This is a genomic window from Fusibacter sp. JL298sf-3 (assembly GCF_053842995.1).
Genome location: NZ_CM132608.1, coordinates 3,477,465 through 3,495,587 on the forward strand (window position 1 = coordinate 3,477,465; position 18,123 = coordinate 3,495,587).

Sequence of the window (18,123 nt, forward strand, 5' to 3'; positions counted from 1 at the left end):
GCATAAGTAACTACTTGAATTCCTCGTAAGACATATGGAATAGCGAATTTAGATGCACTTTGAAAAACGACGTGGAATTTAGGTTATAATTATCTCATTGAAGTATAGAGGCGCTCAACAGTCTTTCAAGTTCACGGAATGTATGATTTTACAAGGAGGCCAATAATGAATAAAAAAGATAACAATCTTAAAGATGGAAATATGGACCACAGTAAGATGGATCACAGTAAGATGGATCACAGCAATATGGATCACAGCAAGATGGACCACAGTAAGATGGATCACAGCAATATGGATCACGGCAAGATGAATCACAGCAATATGGATCAAGGAAAGATGGATCATAGTGCGATGGATCACAGTGAAATGGATCATGGCGCAATGGGAGGGCATGCCCACCACCATCACGGTAGCTTTAAGGAGATTTTCTTGAAGTCACTCCCATTAGGAATTGCAATCTTGCTCATTACTCCTTTGATGGATATTCAATGGCCTTTCCAAATCATCTTTCCTTATGCAGACGTTGTAGCAGCTGTATTGGCAACAATTCTATACATTTATGGCGGAAAACCATTCTACATGGGTGCGAAAGATGAGTTTAATTCAAAAGCTCCAGGCATGATGTCCTTGATTACTTTGGGAATAACGGTTTCTTATGCCTATAGTGTTTACGCAGTGGCCGCTCGATATGTGACCGGAGAACATGTCATGGACTTCTTCTTTGAGTTTGCAACGTTACTTTTAATCATGTTATTAGGACACTGGATTGAAATGAAGGCATTGGGTGAAGCAGGGGATGCGCAAAAAGCTCTAGCAGAATTATTGCCAAAAGACGCTCATGTTGTTTTAGAAGATGATTCGATTGAAACTCGTCCTGTGTCTGAACTTCAGGTTGGAGATGTTATCCGTGTTCAAGCAGGAGAAAATGTTCCAGCTGATGGTATCATTATTCGCGGAGAATCCCGTGTAAACGAGGCCCTCTTAACAGGTGAATCTAAGCCAATCGAAAAGAATGTTAAAGATCAAGTCATTGGTGGATCAACAAATGGTAGTGGTGTCCTATATGTAGAAGTAACAGAAACAGGGGATAAGTCCTTTATCTCACAAGTACAAACATTAATTAGCCAAGCACAAAGCCAACCATCTCGAGCAGAGAATGTGGCTCACAAAGTAGCTAGCTGGTTGTTCTACATTGCCGTTGTAGTAGCTTTAATCGCTCTAGTAGCCTGGATGATCATTGCAGATTTACCTACAGCCGTTATCTTTACTGTGACTACGTTAGTTATTGCCTGCCCACATGCTTTGGGTCTTGCTATTCCCTTGGTAGTATCACGTAGTACTAGTTTGGGTGCAAGCCGAGGATTACTGGTTAAAAATAGAGAAGCTTTGGAATTAACTACCAAAGCGGATGTTATGGTATTGGATAAAACAGGTACTTTAACAACTGGTGAATTTAAAGTGTTGGACGTCACTGTTTTGAGTGATAAATATTCTGAAGAAGAAATTACAGGCTTGTTGGCGGGTATAGAGGCGGGCTCCAGTCACCCGATTGCCCAATCGATTGTGAACCACGCTGAAGCGAAAGGCATTAAGTCAGTTTCCTTTGACTCCATTGAAATCGTTTCGGGAGCAGGAATAGAAGGGGAGGCGAACGGCCACCACTATCAATTAATCAGCCAAAAGGCATACGGAAAAGCATTGCGTATGGATATTCCGAAAGGCGCTACTTTAAGTATCCTTGTAGAAAATAATGAAGCAATCGGCGCTGTCGCATTGGGAGATGAACTGAAAGAAACCAGCAGAAACTTGATCGAGGTGCTGAAAAAATACGGAATTGAACCACTCATGGCTACTGGTGATAACGAGGAAGCTGCACAAGGAGTTGCAGAAGTTCTAGGTATTCAATACCAAGCCAATCAATCTCCGGAAGATAAGTACAAGCTGGTCGAGTCCATGAAAAACCAAAACAAGACGGTTATCATGGTGGGAGACGGGGTCAATGACGCACCTTCCCTTGCCTTGGCAGACGTAGGTATTGCAATCGGAGCTGGAACGCAAGTAGCTTTGGATTCTGCGGATATTATCCTTACTCAGTCTGATCCAGGGGATATTGAATCCTTTATCGAGTTAGCAAACAAGACGACACGTAAAATGAAACAAAACTTGGTATGGGGAGCAGGCTACAATTTTATCGCGATTCCAATTGCTGCTGGCCTCCTTGCTCCTATCGGCATTACCTTGGGTCCGGCCTTCGGCGCCGTCCTCATGTCCTTATCAACCGTTATTGTTGCGATCAATGCAATGCTTTTGAGATTAGACCCGAAATAAAACGAAGCAGGAAAAAAAAATACTGGCTGGTGTGCTGTACAAGGATATACGTACACCCACGGATTTCCGAGAAAAAACAGGACTCCATCATTTTAATCTGGACCTGATTTCAAGGACAATATCGGATAGTAATTCTTAACACAATTTTACCCGCAGCTCTTTTTATTGAGTTGCGGGTTTTCAATTTGTAAACATTCAATTGTTATTTGAAACCAAATGGTTTACAATATTTCTATTGAGGCATGGAGGGACTATTATGAAAACCTCGGACATGATACGACGGCTATGTGAACAAATGAATATCAGTGTCTCCGAACTGGCTAGACGCTTAGATCAGTCGCCACAGAACTTCGGTATTAAATAGTGATTCCGTTTTTAAAGGTAATTTGAACATTTTCTTTATCTAGGACTGTCACACAATCCACTAAACTGTGCCAGAGGAGTGGATCAAAATCTGTGAGCAATTCATCTTGTTTCTTAAGTTCATTGAGAAAAGCAGCTAAAGTTTGGCGTCTAGTCACTTTTTCCTTAATCTGTCCGGATACTTTTTCTAAATCTTCTTTGGTGGTGTCAAACCTCTGTACCAAGCCATCATATCTTCGTTGGTACTCTCCTTGATCTAAGGCAACGTTGGCGTTTTCAGTAATGCATTGTTGTATCAGCTCAGTGACAATCTCCATTTCATTTTGAAGCTCGGTCTGTTTGGTTTCTAAGAGACCAGTGTCATAAAGAACATCCTTCATGGATTCGAAGTTTGCTATGATTTCATCCTTATCTTCCAGGAGCTTATTAGCAGCCTTCACGAAGAGTTCTTTTATAGTATCTTCATCGAGGTGGGGAGTGGCGCATTTTTCCTGTCCTTTGAACTTGTGGTTGCATTGCCAGACTGTACGTCGGTATTTGCTATTTGAATGCCATACCTTTGAACCGTACCAGCTTCCACACGAGCCGCATTTTATCTTACCAGAGAATATATGAACACCGCTATGACGATTGTTTGCAGGGGTTCTCTTTTCTAACTCGTTCTGGACCAGGTCGAAGACCGCTGGCTCAATAATCGCTTCATGGTTATTCTCAACATAGTATTGAGGAATTTCACCCTCGTTGGCTTTCTTCTTTTTTGTAAGGAAATCCACGGTGTAACTTTTCTGCAAAAGTGCATCTCCTTTATATTTTTCATTTGTGAGGATGCGTTTGATGGTGCCTGCGTTCCATTTATCTTTCTTCGCGGGTGATAAAATGCCGTCTGCTGTAAGCTGCTTGGCAATACCGTAAGGCGTCATGCCCTGTAGGAACATGCTGAAGATCCTCTGGATTATAACTGCTTCCTTAGGGTTCAAGACAAGGTTACCATCTTCACCTCGATCGTAACCGAGGAAGTGCCCAAAGGGAACCGTAACCTTCCCGTCTGCAAATCTCTTGCGCTGTCCCCATGTGACGTTCTCTGAAATGCTGCGGCTTTCTTCCTGTGCAAGGGATGACATGATGGTGATTAGAAGTTCGCCTTTGGAATCTAAGGTCCAGATATTTTCCTTCTCAAAATAGATCTCGATTCCTTTCTCTTTCAATTGTCGAACGGTGGTGAGGCTGTCTACTGTGTTTCTTGCAAATCGGCTGACTGACTTGGTAACGATAAGGTCAATCTTTCCGCTTAAGGCGTCCTGGATCATGCGCCTAAAGCCTTCACGCTTTTTAGTGTTGGTACCGGATATCCCTTCATCGGTATAAACCTTCACGAACTCCCAATCTTCTCGACTTTTAATAAAATTGGTGTAATAATCGACCTGCGCCTCATAGCTTGTGAACTGTTCTTCGCTGTCGGTGGATACGCGAGCGTAGCCAGCTGTGCGGCGTTTTCTTTGCTCATTAATTGGCGTGGAAGAAAACTGCCTGAGTGTAGCAGGTATGGTTTTAACGTTTTTAGTTGTCTTTGTTCTGCTCATGCTTTTTCCTCCATGCCGCTTTCATTTTCTCAGCTTGCCTTTTCTTTCTTTCCTCTGACCAGGCAGGTTGTCTGCGTTTAAACTGCCATTGTTTTGTGATCTTACTGCCATCCTTCAGCTGAAAGAGAAGTTCTGTGTTGGAAACAACAGTGATGCTATCAACTTTTTCTTTAAAGATACCTTCATCAAACTCTTTAATGGAAAGGACATCGCTAGATATAGTTTTTAGCAGATTCTCTTCCAATCCGCTGTGGCCGCAATCTGTGTGAGGGGGACAGCGCCAATGGTGGGCTTTCTGACCACTTACTCGGGGGCTTGTGTTTCTGCGTAGGTTTTGCCCGCACTTACTGCAGTTGATTTTTCCGGTGAAGCAAGTGATGTTTCCAGAGCTTCTTGGGTTCTTCTTGCTGTAGGCTGATTTTGCAGCGCGAGCTTCCGGTGTCCACCAATCCTTCCTGGCCGTGGATTTCCAATGTTGATGAATAATGCTACCACTCTGAAAATGAAAGATGAGTTCATCTTTTCCATTCACCACAACTTTTTCAACTTGATCCAGGAACACGTCCTCATCAAATTCTTCTAAGCCGAGCACCTGGGCACAGACACCTTGGAGTATCTTCTCTGGGATGTTTTTGGCGCTGCACTCTGACACGCCTTTGCGGTCTTTAGTCTGGCAAGTCCAAATGTAATAAGCATCACTTGAATGCTTGCTTTGTCTTTTGCCGCTGCGCCTATAGCTGACACCGCAGTTTCCACACTTTATCTTGCTTGTAAAGCAGGTGGTGTTGATTGATGGATTTGCGAAAACACCCAACTTTCTTCGCCTTGCGATTTCAGCTTGTACCTTTTCATAAGTTTCTAAGTCAATGATGGCTTCGTGAGAATCTTCTACCCAGTACTGAGGGAGTTCTCCGTTGTTGGGCTTTAACTTGTGTGTGATATGGTCCTCAATAAAACCCTTTTGTAAAAGCATGTTACCGGTATACTTTTCATTCTTAAGGATCGCCCGAATTGAGGTGTTTGAAAAACGTCCACCGGTATATGATTTGACACCCATTTCTTCAAGCTGCACCTCTGTTTGTTCGGCGGACATTCCTTTGATGAAATTATCATAAATCAGCTTTACAATCTTGGCTTCCTCTGGCTCAACAACAAACTGCTCTCCGTTCCAGCGGTAGCCATAAATACTAAATGAATTAGGCTTTCCTTTCTGGAAATTCCTTCGAATGCCCCATTTTACATTTTCACTTGTAGAGCGGCTTTCTTCCTGGGCAAAGGAAGCGAGGATGGAGAGCATGAGCTCGCCGTCACCACTCATTGAATTGATGTTTTCTTTCTCGAACCTTACCTCAACTCCGATGTCTCGAAGGTGGCGTACTGTTTCCAGTAGGTCTACCGTATTTCTAGCAAATAGACTACTTGAATATAACGATAAGCGAGGAGAGCTTTTCGATTTAATGAAGAAGGTTGCATCAGAACAGCCGTTGATGAAATATCTTCATTTTGAGAGAGAAGATTGGTGGGAACCTAGACAGTATCAAATTGATCCTTTTTCTGTGATGGGAGTGATGAATCGAGGTACGACTGATGTTAACCGAACGGTATTAGCTAAGGTTCTTGCAAAAACATTTGACGTTATGGTTCCAGCACCAACTGAGTTTAAGGGAATACCTATTCTTGATAATAGGAAGTCCTTCTTTGCCGGTGTTGATGAAATATGGGATTTATTTAATCATGCGATGAAATCTGCTGAAACTAATCAGTTTTCACCAGAATTTAAAGCCGCTTTTGAAAAAGCCATTGCAGTTAGTGGCAATGGTCTAGCTTATATCACAACAGGTCTATTTTGGATTAGACCCAATCTTTTTATGCCTCTTGATAAAAATTCGAAGTCTTATGTAGCATCACAATATGGTATCACTGTGCCCGGATTCGTTTGTAGCGGAGATGAATATGTAAAGTTCCTATCTGATTTGAGAAGAGAAATTGACTTGCAATCTCCTGGAGTTTCTTTTCAAGAAGTATCGCATACTGCTTGGGATGAACGAAGCACTAATCCTCAACCTGATCCTGGTCCGGAACCGCCTGATAAACAAAGTACAGACCATGGAAAAACGATCCATAACAACGCAGCTAAAAATTTAATTCTATATGGAACGCCTGGAACTGGGAAAACGTATAGTTCCATTCAACATGCTGTTGCCATCGTAGAAGAGAAATTAATATCTGAGATTAGAAATGAGGACTATGCTGCGGTGTTTAGCCGCTACTTAAAATACAAAGATGACGGATTAATTGCCTTTACCACATTTCATCAATCTTTTAGCTACGAAGAATTTATTGAAGGGATACGTCCAGTAGTTTTTTCAGAGGAAAACACTGAATCGACTCCGGAGATCGAATATGAAGTACATGATGGAGTTTTTAAATCTTTTTGTGATAAGGCAGGTACACCCATTGGAAGCGGGAAAAATGTAGATTTAGGAATTGGTAAGAGTCCAACTGTATGGAAGGTTTCATTAGAGGGCACTGGTGATAATCCTACTCGAACGGAGTGCTTAGCGAACGGTCACATTCGTATTGGTTGGGATAACTATGGTGAATCTATTACAGATGCGACTGATTATAGTAAAGATGGTGGCAGTACTGTTCTAAACGCCTTTTATAATAGAATGCAAATTGGTGATATTATAATGTCTTGTTATTCGAGTAAGACAATAGATGCTATTGGTGTGGTTACGGGTGAACCGGAATGGCACGATGAATATCAACATTACAAAAGGCTACGAAAGGTTAAGTGGCTTGTTAAAGATATCAATGAAGATATTGTTGATCTTAATGCAGGGAAGACCATGACACTTTCAACAGTTTACAAGTTATCAGTAACAGTTTCTGATGCATTGCAAATACTAAGAAGGTTAAAACCAACATTGTTCAACCAGAATGTAAAGATCCCGAATCGCGTTTTTATAATCGATGAGATTAACCGAGGAAATATTTCGAAGATATTCGGAGAGTTGATAACTCTTATTGAGCCATCAAAACGGATAAATGCAAAAGAGCAGCTTCGGGCCATCTTGCCCTATTCTGGTCAAAGCTTTGGAGTACCAGATAATGTCTACATAATAGGGACAATGAACAGTGCAGATCGTTCTATCGCGATGATTGACACTGCGTTGCGAAGACGCTTCAGTTTCAGAGAGATGCAGCCAGACTCTACTATACTAAATGATGTTCTTGTTGATGGAATAGATATTGCGTCAATGCTCGATACCTTAAACAAACGAATTACAGTACTACTTGATAGGGAGCACACAATTGGACATTCTTATCTGCTTCCTTTAAAAAATGAACCGACGATAGAAATTCTTGCGGAAATTTTTGAAAACAAAATAGTGCCCCTATTACAAGAATACTTCTATGATGATTACGAAAAAATTCAGCTTGTGCTAGGCGATAATCAAAAACCAGATGACAGTACCCGATTCATCATAAAGAAGACTGATGCTTTGAAGTTGTTCGGAGATGCAGATGTTAATTTCCCTGATTACTATGAAATTAATAGTGAGGCTTTTATGAGGATAGATGCTTATGCGTTCTTGTAATAAGATCTTTACAATAACTGAGTACAGTGGTTTTACACGTGAGATAAAAGTCCAGGGTTATCAGACGCTACCAGAAAAAACATTTGATGCACTTGAAGCGTTTATTCTTGCAAATACTAATGATACGGCAACAGAGGCTGTAGAACTGTTATCATTATCTGTTCGCAGAAATATAGGTAAGGTCATAACCGCACGCAATTATGTTGGACTAATAACAATGTCTGACGGAACGGTCATCGAAATACTTCCTAAAATAGCTGATGGAGAGATTACAGTAAGCGAGACAAAACAAATCTTTCTTGAGATGCTAAAGACCTTAAATGATGTGAATTTTAAAGATTTCAATGTTTCAAGTCTGCACACGGAACGCTTGAGTCTACTAGAAATTTTTATAAAGATGTTTCTTGATGAGGTTACGATACTCACCAAGCAAGGGCTGAAAGCAGCATATACTCCGATTGAGTCAAATGAGAAGTTTTATAAAGGGAAACTGCTAGCTTCTCAGAATTTAAAACACAATCTCGTAAATAAAGAACGTTTTTTTGTCCGCTATGATGACTTCAATATTAATAGGCCAGAGAACCGATTAATAAAATCTACAATAAGCTTTCTACTAAAAGCAACTAGTGATGTCCGAAACCGACAACTAGCTTCTCGATTATTAACATATTTTGATAAAGTAGGATTCTCTACAAACTATGAAGGGGATTTATCAAGGTGCTTTGCAGACCGCAGTGTTAGCCATTATCAGAAAGTCTTGTCATGGTGTAGAGTTTTCTTGCGAGGAAACAGCTTTACAGCTTTTGCAGGGAGTGAAGTTGCCCTAGCACTTTTATTTCCTATGGAGAAGGTATTTGAAAGTTTTATTGCTGCAAGGTTTCGTAAGCATTTGAGCACTGGAATTAATATACGTACTCAAGATAATCGATATAGTCTATTTGATAGTCCTAGTCGAGCATTCGCACTCCGGCCTGACATTGTGCTTGAATTTGATGGGAGGACAATTGTTTTAGATACCAAATGGAAACTCTTAACAGACAGCGCGCGTAATAAGGGCATTTCTCAATCAGATATGTATCAAATGTATGCTTATAGCAAGAAATATGAGGCTGAAGGGATTGTATTAGTGTATCCGAATTCTAATTTAATCAATAGAACGAATATAAGCTTTGCTTCGGATGATAATGTTAAGGTTAGTGTATCGTTTATTGATCTTAGAAATGTAGAAGGCAGTATTTCTAAGTTGGTTGACGATATTGTTAATGTATCGTAATACCTGAAAGGTTGACACGTTTCCTCAAACAGCAAGAATAACTATATTTGAATGGACATGTTTCCGCAAGCGGGCAAAGTGAAAAAAACAAGATAGAAAAGTTTCCACGTACGGATAAATGTGAAAAATTACTCAAGACATCAAGATGAGCCTATCGGGCCACGTTGAGAGTATAATTCTGATGACTTATTGTGGTTCAGGGGGCGAAAAGTAGAAGTTGACCACAACATATAGTGGTTCAAGAGTGATTTTGAAGCAAAAAATGAGCGAAAAAACACCGTTTTTTGACCCCTATTTTTGGGGTGCTTTATAGATGACATAGGGTAAAAAGAGTGATGACATTATAAAGGTGGAAAAATTGATGGCTCAGAAAGAGGGAGAAATAATCCTCTGGGATGATAAGAATTTTATATAATCTAATGTAGTGGTAGTTGTTTTGAAACAGCTACCACTATAGTTTTTTAATAGTTTGAAATTTTATTTCAAACTATTATAGAACCTACAATATTTGTGTTTTTAAAATAGGTTTGTATAGAAATCACCCTTTTATGGTATTAATGTCGTAATAGATGGTTTTGAGATATTTCAAATAGTATAAAAAACACTTGAATAAATGCTCATATAACTAGTGTCTGCTTATTAACTCCCAATACCTTTATTTTATGTCAATCACTTTTGAAAATGTCCCAAAATAAATGAAACATGAGCACCAGTAAAAAGCTGGTGCTTTGTTAATTAGCGGAGAAAAAGTTTTCTTGAGTGTTAATGATGTCCTCAAAAGTATAATTGTGTTGAGCATAGTGTGTTTTGATAAATTTCTTGATGGCGCTCTTCCGCCATGGATGTATCATGGAAGGGATATTGCGTTTTTTAGGAAGAGCCTCGAACTCGTCCTCAAAATCAAAGTTCTTAGATTTTCTTAGATGAGAAGGGATAAGTTCGAGTTCATAAACGCTCTCGTTTACAGAGGCCATCAAGCAGCCGTTAAAAGCTTTAATAATGACAGCCGGAGTGCCTTTGTGGTAATAAACAGGGAGGCCTCTGTCGTCAATGAGTTTAAAATATTGATTTTCAAATTTAATGCAATGGCCTGTATCAATTTTGCGCTCAGCAATTACCGCAAGCGTTAGATTGATTTTTTCATCAGACGGTTGCGTTTCAAACACAGATTTGTTATTATCAAAAGGCAGAGCAAACTTGTCATTGAATTTCTTTATGTAGGAGTTCAGAAATTCGTTGGCATGCTCTACGCTTGATACGCCTGCGTTTCTTAAGTCGATCGGCAGTCGTGATTGTAGTGTTTGGAATAAGCGTTCTACGCGTCCTTTGGCCTGTGGAACGCTTGTTACTTTTATATCTACCCCTAGTTGATGGCAAGCGTAAGAAAACTGAGTGAAGGTATCCTTTTCAAGTGAAGGGGCCTTTTTTTGTTTGTATTCAAAAACAGTCCTTCTGTCTGTGTAAAACATGTGTGGGATACCATAGGTTGTTAAAATTTGATGAAAGACATTGTAATAGCCTTTAAGTGTTTCTTGGTGGTCGAAGTAAGCCCCCACGATTCGCCCTGTGGCATCGTCTATAGCAGCGTGTAAGTGGGTTTTGACGCCACCAAACCAGATGTGAACCGAAGCGTCCATCTGAAGCATTTCTCCAAAGTAGGCGGATCTAGGTCTTCTAGGGTGGCTTTCATCGAGTTCAACGATCTTGTGCTGAATAATCGCCATGTCACTTTTAGAAGTAGCCTTTTTCTTTTGGGCTTCTAATTTTTTACGAAGGGATTTCTTTGTTGACCTGTGAGCCTTGGGAGATAAAACATCTTGTTCCATAAGGATTTTTTTTACAGTAGTTGGAGAAAGAAAAAGGTGTTCTTGCTCTGCTAGGATTTCAGTAAAATGAGCGAAATTTGCATCGGGATACTTGGTCCTGTAAAGTGCTAAAATCAACGTTTTAGTTTCGTTAGACAAAGCGTGAGCGGGTTTCTTTCCACGATTTCCATGGACAAAGAAGTCTTTCCCTTCTGACCGATAGCCCTGGATTAATCGATTAACCGTTCTAATACTACAGCCTAACTTAAGTGAAGCTGTTTTTTTATTGCCATTCGTATCGACGAGCTTTTTAATGATTTCATATTTTAGATTTTCATTCATACGTAATTCTACCTTTGTCATTTAATTTACCTCGATGCTTTCATTCATTGAGGTATTATTATAGCATTATATCTTTTGGGACAAAATCACGTTTCATTACTTAAGACATTATCACATGTGAATCATACTTATTAACTCCCAATACCTTTATTTTACTGCATTAGAAGCGATTTTTTGGTATAATAAATGCAAGGGTATTTTCTGAATTTTACAATTATCCTTGCACTTTATGTCAAAAAAATTGTTAAGGAGCCTTAAAACCATGTATATTCCATCCGATAATTCTCAACCAATCTTTCTCGATTTTAACCAACCACTCGGACTCAAAATGAATCCCAAAAACAGATGGATCACTTTAGCAGATCATATCCCATGGAAAGAATTCGAAGAAAAATATGCAAAGCTGTTTCAAAGCGATACAGGTAATGTTGCCATAACACTTCGTACGGCATTAGGTTCTCTAATCATTCAAATAAAATATGGTTATGCGGATCGTGAACTTGTAGACCAACTGACTGAAAATCCCTATTACCAATATTTCATAGGACTTCCAGGATATCAAGATACTGCCCCATTTAATCCGAGTTCACTGGTGAATTTTAGAAAACGGATCAGTGCGGAAATGTTGATAGAGGCTAATGCATACATGCTGGAAGTCGAAACTTCAAAAGATAATGACAGTGATGATAATGATAACAGTGGTTCAGACTCCGACCAAAATGAAAATTCTAATGAACAGGAAGCTGACAAGCCAATTAATCATGGCACATTGATTATCGATGCGACCTGTGCACCCTCAAACATTCGTTATCCTCAAGACTTTTCGCTGCTGAATGAAGCAAGAGAAAAGCTTGAAACAATCGTTGATCGTCTCTGTAATGACCACACATTGAAGAAACCAAGAATGTATCGGAAAGAAGCACGGAAAAATTATCTTTCACTTGCAAAAACAAAGAAAAAAAGCAAAGCAAAAATCAGAAGTACCATCCGCAAGCAACTCGGGTATGTAAAGCGCGACCTTGGATATATTGATGGATTCCTCACATCAAGTTGTAAACTAACTGACAAAGAAGAGAAGCTTCTTGAAACAATACGGTTGTTGTATGAGCAACAGAATTATATGTATACGAATGATACGCATTCCGTTGAAAATCGTATTGTCAGCATTAGCCAGCCTTATCTTCGCCCGATAGTAAGAGGAAAGGTATCCACACCTGTTGAATTCGGAGCCAAGTTCGATCTCAGTGTAGATGAAAAGGGTTATGGACGTATTGAAAATTTATCCTTCGATCCCTATAACGAAAGTACATGCTTGCAAAAAGCGGTTGAAAACTATAAAGAACGAACAGGCCATTATCCAGAGCGAGTGTTGGTGGATCAAATATATCGTACGAGGAGTAATCGCAAATACTGTAAACTCAAAGGTATTCGTATATCAGGGCCAAAGCTAAGAAGACCTTCGAAAGACAATGAATACGATAAAGCTATTGAATACAAAGATAATGTCGATCGAATCGAAGTCGAAAGAAGTTTCAGCTTAAGCAAACGATGTTATGGGATGGACCTGATCAAAACAAAACTTGAAGAAACAACGATGACAACGATAGCGTTGTCTGTATTTGTGACGAATTTATTCAAGATTCAGTCACGACTATTTTTTGAGTTACTTTGCCAATGGTTCAATAACTGGCGTTTCAAAATACTAATGGCTTATTAAGTTAATTTTTCGACTTAATAAGCAGACACTACTTATATTCTTTCTTTTTAGGAAATTGGCACAATGATTACTATACAAAAAGAATACAACAAGCAGTACAAGCTAATCTTAGTTTAACAACAATTAAATCATTACCAATAATGATACTTCCTAAAGATTTATATGAAGAGTATATGAATATAATTAACCCCTTAATTGCTAAGAATAAAGAAATCGAACAAGAAAATTTAAAACTAGAAGAAATAAGAGATAATCTATTGCCTAAGTTGATGTCTGGTGATTTAGATGTTTCAGATCTAGATATCTAGTACGATAAATTTTAATTTTGTGTACCAATAGATAACAACTAATTTAATTGAAGGGGGAGTATACATTGAGCCTTTTAGAAAATTTTACTGAAGATTTACTTGAAGAAGCGGCCATAGAGATATTACAAGAATTAGGTTATGAATATGCTTTTGGCCCTGATATATCGTTAGGTGGAGAATATGAAGAACGTAAAGATTACCGTGAAGTTATATTAGCTAGCCGTGTGAAAGACTCTCTTTATCGAATCAACAGGGATTTACCGGAAGAAGCATTAGAAGAAGCTTACAGACAAATCATTACTTTCAATAGCCCAATGCTGGAAGAAAATAATAGAAACTTCCACAAGCTGTTGACGGAGGGAATAGAAGTTTCCTTTATGGAAAACGGACACCCTCGTACAAAGAATGCACGTATTGTCGAATTTGAAAAAGAACTTTTTGATAGAAATGAGTTTCTGGTGGTCAATCAGTTTACCATCGTAGAAAATGAAGAACGCCGTCCGGATCTTATTATCTTTATTAATGGGATTCCTTTGATTTTAGTTGAGTTAAAGTCTGCCAGTGATGAAAATGTTGGTATAGAAAGTGCCTATAATCAAGTTCAAACGTATAAAAAGGATATACCAAGCCTATTTAATTATAATGCTTTTTGTATTTTATCTGACGGTATTAATGCAAAGGCGGGAACCATAACATCTAATGAAGAGCGATTCATGAATTGGAGAAGTATTGATGGAGAAGTAGTTGAACCCCTTTCAAAGCCTCAATATGAAGTTATGTTTAATGGTATGCTTCAAAAAGAAAGACTATTGGATATTATTCAGAATTTTATTTTATTCCAAGAGTCAAGTGAAGATGAAAAAGACGTTGACGGGAAAAAGCTAGGTGATAAAAAGACAATCGTTAAAATTTTATCAGCTTATCATCAATATTTTGCTGTGAAAAAAGCCGTTGAAAAAACTAAGGAAGCAACCAGTGTAGATGGTGACCGCAAGATTGGTGTTATTTGGCATACACAAGGTTCTGGTAAGAGCTTTTCAATGGTATTCTATACAGCTGGTCTTGTAAGAGAGCTCAATAATCCTACGATTGTTGTCATTACAGATAGAAATGATTTGGATGATCAATTATTTACCACCTTTACGAAATCAAAGGATATTTTAAGACAGACACCAAAACAAGCTGATGTCAGAAAATTGACAGATAACCAGAAAGCTTCAGGGAACGGGAATAATTCTGTAGAGGTTAATGGACTTTTTGATCTGTTAAATGAGAGAGAATCTGGTGGCATTATCTTTACTACGATTCAGAAGTTTAAGCCTGAAGAAGGAGAAATGCCTGTTCTAACAGACCGAAGAAATATCATTATAATTGCTGATGAGGCTCATAGAAGTCAATATGGATTGGAAGCGAAGGCTGATTCTAAAACAGGTGAAGTCAAATATGGTTACGCAAAATATTTGAGAGATGCTCTGCCAAATGCTTCATTTATTGGATTTACCGGTACACCAATTGATCTTGAAGACCGTTCAACAACAGCTGTTTTCGGTCATACAATTGATACTTATGATATGACAAGGGCTGTGGAAGATGAGGCCACAGTTAAGATATATTATGAAAATAGGATCATTAAGTTAGAAGCAGATGAAGAAGAGCTGAAGGCTATTGATGAAGAATTTGATGAATTAACAGAAGGCCAAGAAGATATTGAAAAAGAAAAGAATAAAGGCAAATGGTCTCGCTTAGAAGCCATTGTAGGTTCACCCAATCGTGTGAAGAAATTAGCTGAAGATATCGTGACACATTATGAAGAAAAGACGAAAGCCATAGATGGTAAGGCAATGGTAGTTTGTATGAGTCGTAAAATTTGTGCGGACTTGTATGATGAAATAATTGCACTTAGACCAGATTGGCATAGTAACGATGTTGATAAAGGTAAAATTAAAGTTGTTATGACTGGAAGTGCTGCCGATAGTGAAAGACTACAGCAACATGTGGGTGGCAAACAACGTAGAGATACATTAGCAAAACGCATGAAAGACAATAGTGATGAACTGAAAATTGTTATTGTTAGAGATATGTGGCTGACCGGTTTTGACGTCCCATCGATGCATACGATGTACATCGACAAGCCGATGAAAGGCCATAACTTAATGCAAGCCATTGCAAGAGTGAATCATGTCTTTAAAGAAAAATCAGGCGGTGTTGTAGTTGACTATATTGGCATTCTAGAAAGTTTAAAAAGCGCATTAAAACAGTATACTGATAGTGATCGTGGCAACACAGGGATCAATACAGATGTGGCTATTGGTGTGATGCTTGAAAAACTTGAAATTTTACAGGATATGTTCCATGGTTATGATTATTCCGACTATATGGGAGATTCTCAGGTAAAGAGAATTCGTGCTATTACAGGCGGTATGGATTTTGTGCTTGGAATGACCGAGGAAGACCAAAAAGAATTCAAGAAAATAGCAGTAGAATTATCAAAATCGCATTCATTATGTGCAGCATCTGAAATAGGAAGATCAAAAGCCCTAGAAGTTAGTTATTTCAAAGCTGTTAAAGCGAGCTTGGTGAAATTAAGTGCCAAGGGTGATCGTACACTGAGCAAAAGTGAAATTGATGCCAGAGTTCATCAAATGCTCGAGCGTTCAATTATTTCAGAGGATGTCATTGATGTTTTTGATGCTATGGGAATTCAAAGACCTGAAGTATCAATATTATCAGAAGAATTCTTGGAAGAAGTCAGAGAGCTTAAGCAAAAGAATTTGGCAGTTGAAATGTTGAGAAAGCTCTTAGAAGGCAACATTAAATCCATTGAAAGAACGAACCTTGTTAAGTCGGAAATGTTCTCTGAAAAGCTTAAGAAAGCCCTGAATAAATACAGGAATCAAGCAATTACCAATGCAGAAGTTATTGAGGAACTTATCCGTATGGCACATGAGCTTAAGAAAATGAAAGAGGAACAGGCAAGCTCAGGATTAAGTGAAGATGAAATTGCTTTTTACGATGCTCTTACAGCGGATGACATTGTCAAAGAGTTCTTAGAAGATGAAACACTTAAAAAGATTGCGAGGGAACTTACAGTAGCAATACGAAATAATATTACCATTGACTGGAGTGTCAGAAAAAGCGCTCAAGCCGGTATGAGGCGTATAATCAAGAGACTACTCAAGAAATATGATTATCCACCTGAGCAAGCAAAAAAAGCAATGGAAACGGTTATGAGGCAAGCAGAAAAAATGTGTGGAAATCAAGTTAATATGGTGTTTTATGATCGAGTTGCTGAGTCGAAACCATCATATAAGGCTTAGAGAGAAAAGGTGAATAAAATGGCTGAAATCAAATATGAAATAGTTGAAACGCTTGGCGTTCTTTCAGAGAATGCCAAGGGATGGCGAAAGGAACTAAACCTTGTCTCTTGGAATGGTAGAGAACCTAAATATGATTTAAGAGATTGGGCACCGGAACATGAAAAGATGGGTAAGGGTGTAACGTTGACAGAGCAAGAGTTGATGGCATTGAAAGCTATTTTGGCTGATAAAAATTAACTATGTAATTTGGCGTGAATAAATGACACTCAGTTATATTATTGGGTGTCATAAATTATGGCTACTTGACAATGTTGGAATCGGAGGTAGGTATGGCGATTAAGAAGGTAATAATTTCGAACTTTAAACAATTTAAAGATATTTTTGAAATAGAGCTCAATGAAGATATTAATATTCTTGTAGGGAATAATGAAGCTGGTAAATCTACAATAATAGAAGCGATAAACTTAGCTTTTACAGGAATGATAGATGGGAAATATATCAAAAATGAAATTACACAACATTTGTTCAACAATGAAGCAGTTAAGAATTATGTTGACCATATAAATCAAGACAAAGCAATTTTGTTACCTTCTATTTTAATTGAAGTACATTTTGATGAAGACGATGACCCAAATTTTATTGGAACTGATAATATCCGATTGGAATCTTCTTGCGGGTTTTCTTTTAAAATTCAATTTAATGAAGATTTTAAGGAAGAATATGAGACTTTTATCCAGGAGAATGATATTACCAGTTTACCGATTGAATATTATGATGTGGAATGGTCAATGTTTTCTAGGAAACCAATTACTACCCGAAAGATTCCATTAAAATCAGCATTAATTGATTCATCTAATAGTAAATACAAAAATGGTTCAGATATGTACATATCTAGAATTATTAAAAATAGCTTAGAGCTTAAAGAGATAATTGATATCTCTCAGGCGCATCGCAGAATTAGAGATAATTTTAAGAGCGATAAATCAGTTAAGCAAATTAATAAAAAAATAGAATCGAATTACACAATATCAGATAAAAAGGTTGAATTATCGGTAGAATTACTGTCGAAAAATGCTTGGGAGAACAGCTTAACAACATATATTGATGCCGTACCATTTATGCATATAGGAAAAGGGGAGCAAAGTATGGTGAAAACTGAACTTGCTCTAAATAATAAGAAGTCTAAAAAAGCGGATGTAATTCTAATTGAAGAGCCAGAGAATCACTTATCATATTCGAAGTTAAATCAGCTTCTTTATAGAATCAAGGAATTAAATGCAGGAAAACAATTGATAATATCTACACACAGTAGTTTTGTGGCAAATAAATTAGGGCTTAAGAACCTTGTTTTATTAAATAAGCAACAAATAACAAAGCTAAATAAGCTAGAAGATTCAACAAAGACTTTTTTTGAAAAAATATCAGGTTATGATACTTTAAGACTTATCCTGAATTATTCATGACGGTTCACGAAATACTCCCCAA

11 protein-coding genes are annotated in these 18,123 nt (G+C 38.2%); 8 read left to right on the plus strand and 3 right to left on the minus strand.

What is annotated here, in order from left to right; translation table 11 throughout:
- The first annotated feature begins 201 nt into the window (after positions 1-201).
- On the plus strand, positions 202-2,328 hold the full coding sequence (locus tag ACR6HW_RS16580; RefSeq protein ID WP_455730907.1) for a heavy metal translocating P-type ATPase: 2,127 nt from the start codon (positions 202-204) through the stop codon (positions 2,326-2,328).
- Positions 2,329-2,684: 356 nt separating this feature from the next.
- Here ACR6HW_RS16580 and ACR6HW_RS16585 read toward each other — a convergent pair whose 3' ends face one another.
- On the minus strand, positions 2,685-4,271 hold the full coding sequence (locus ACR6HW_RS16585) for a recombinase family protein (protein WP_455728796.1): 1,587 nt from the start codon (positions 4,269-4,271) through the stop codon (positions 2,685-2,687).
- A complete protein-coding gene (locus ACR6HW_RS16590; RefSeq protein WP_455730908.1) occupies positions 4,249-5,760 on the minus strand; it encodes a recombinase family protein in 1,512 nt (503 codons plus the stop codon). Before ACR6HW_RS16590 ends, ACR6HW_RS16585 begins: the two co-directional genes overlap by 23 nt.
- Here ACR6HW_RS16590 and ACR6HW_RS16595 point away from each other — a divergent pair.
- Both ACR6HW_RS16595 and ACR6HW_RS16600 read left to right on the plus strand, forming a co-directional pair.
- On the plus strand, positions 5,729-7,876 hold the full coding sequence (locus tag ACR6HW_RS16595; RefSeq protein ID WP_455728797.1) for an AAA family ATPase: 2,148 nt from the start codon (positions 5,729-5,731) through the stop codon (positions 7,874-7,876). The two genes, ACR6HW_RS16590 and ACR6HW_RS16595, sit on opposite strands and share 32 nt — an antisense overlap.
- Positions 7,863-9,149, plus strand: coding sequence for an McrC family protein (locus ACR6HW_RS16600; RefSeq protein ID WP_455728798.1), 1,287 nt, complete (start codon positions 7,863-7,865; stop codon positions 9,147-9,149). The genes ACR6HW_RS16595 and ACR6HW_RS16600 overlap by 14 nt, the downstream gene beginning before the upstream one ends.
- Before the next feature lie 731 nt (positions 9,150-9,880).
- Here the strand turns inward: ACR6HW_RS16600 and ACR6HW_RS16605 are convergent.
- Complete coding sequence (locus tag ACR6HW_RS16605) at positions 9,881-11,296, minus strand: ISNCY family transposase (protein ID WP_455730909.1); 1,416 nt, start codon at positions 11,294-11,296, stop codon at positions 9,881-9,883.
- Positions 11,297-11,558: 262 nt separating this feature from the next.
- On the opposite strand from ACR6HW_RS16605, the gene ACR6HW_RS16610 reads away from it, so the two are divergent.
- From ACR6HW_RS16610 to ACR6HW_RS16630, 5 genes are all read left to right on the plus strand, one after another.
- Positions 11,559-13,013: an IS5 family transposase gene (locus ACR6HW_RS16610; RefSeq protein WP_455728799.1), complete on the plus strand. Its 1,455-nt coding sequence runs from the start codon at positions 11,559-11,561 to the stop codon at positions 13,011-13,013.
- A gap of 173 nt (positions 13,014-13,186) precedes the next feature.
- The gene (locus ACR6HW_RS16615) at positions 13,187-13,321 is read left to right on the plus strand and encodes a restriction endonuclease subunit S (protein WP_455728800.1); all 135 of its coding nucleotides are present in this window, start codon (positions 13,187-13,189) and stop codon (positions 13,319-13,321) included.
- Positions 13,322-13,386: 65 nt separating this feature from the next.
- Entirely contained in the window at positions 13,387-16,638 is a 3,252-nt protein-coding gene (locus ACR6HW_RS16620) for a type I restriction endonuclease subunit R (RefSeq protein WP_455728801.1), read from the plus strand.
- An 18-nt stretch (positions 16,639-16,656) separates the two neighbouring features.
- Positions 16,657-16,875 carry a YdbC family protein gene (locus ACR6HW_RS16625; RefSeq protein ID WP_455728802.1) on the plus strand — a complete coding sequence of 73 codons (219 nt, stop codon included), beginning with the start codon at positions 16,657-16,659 and terminating at the stop codon, positions 16,873-16,875.
- A gap of 92 nt (positions 16,876-16,967) precedes the next feature.
- On the plus strand, positions 16,968-18,101 hold the full coding sequence (locus tag ACR6HW_RS16630) for an ATP-dependent nuclease (RefSeq protein ID WP_455728803.1): 1,134 nt from the start codon (positions 16,968-16,970) through the stop codon (positions 18,099-18,101).
- Positions 18,102-18,123: the final 22 nt, after the last annotated feature.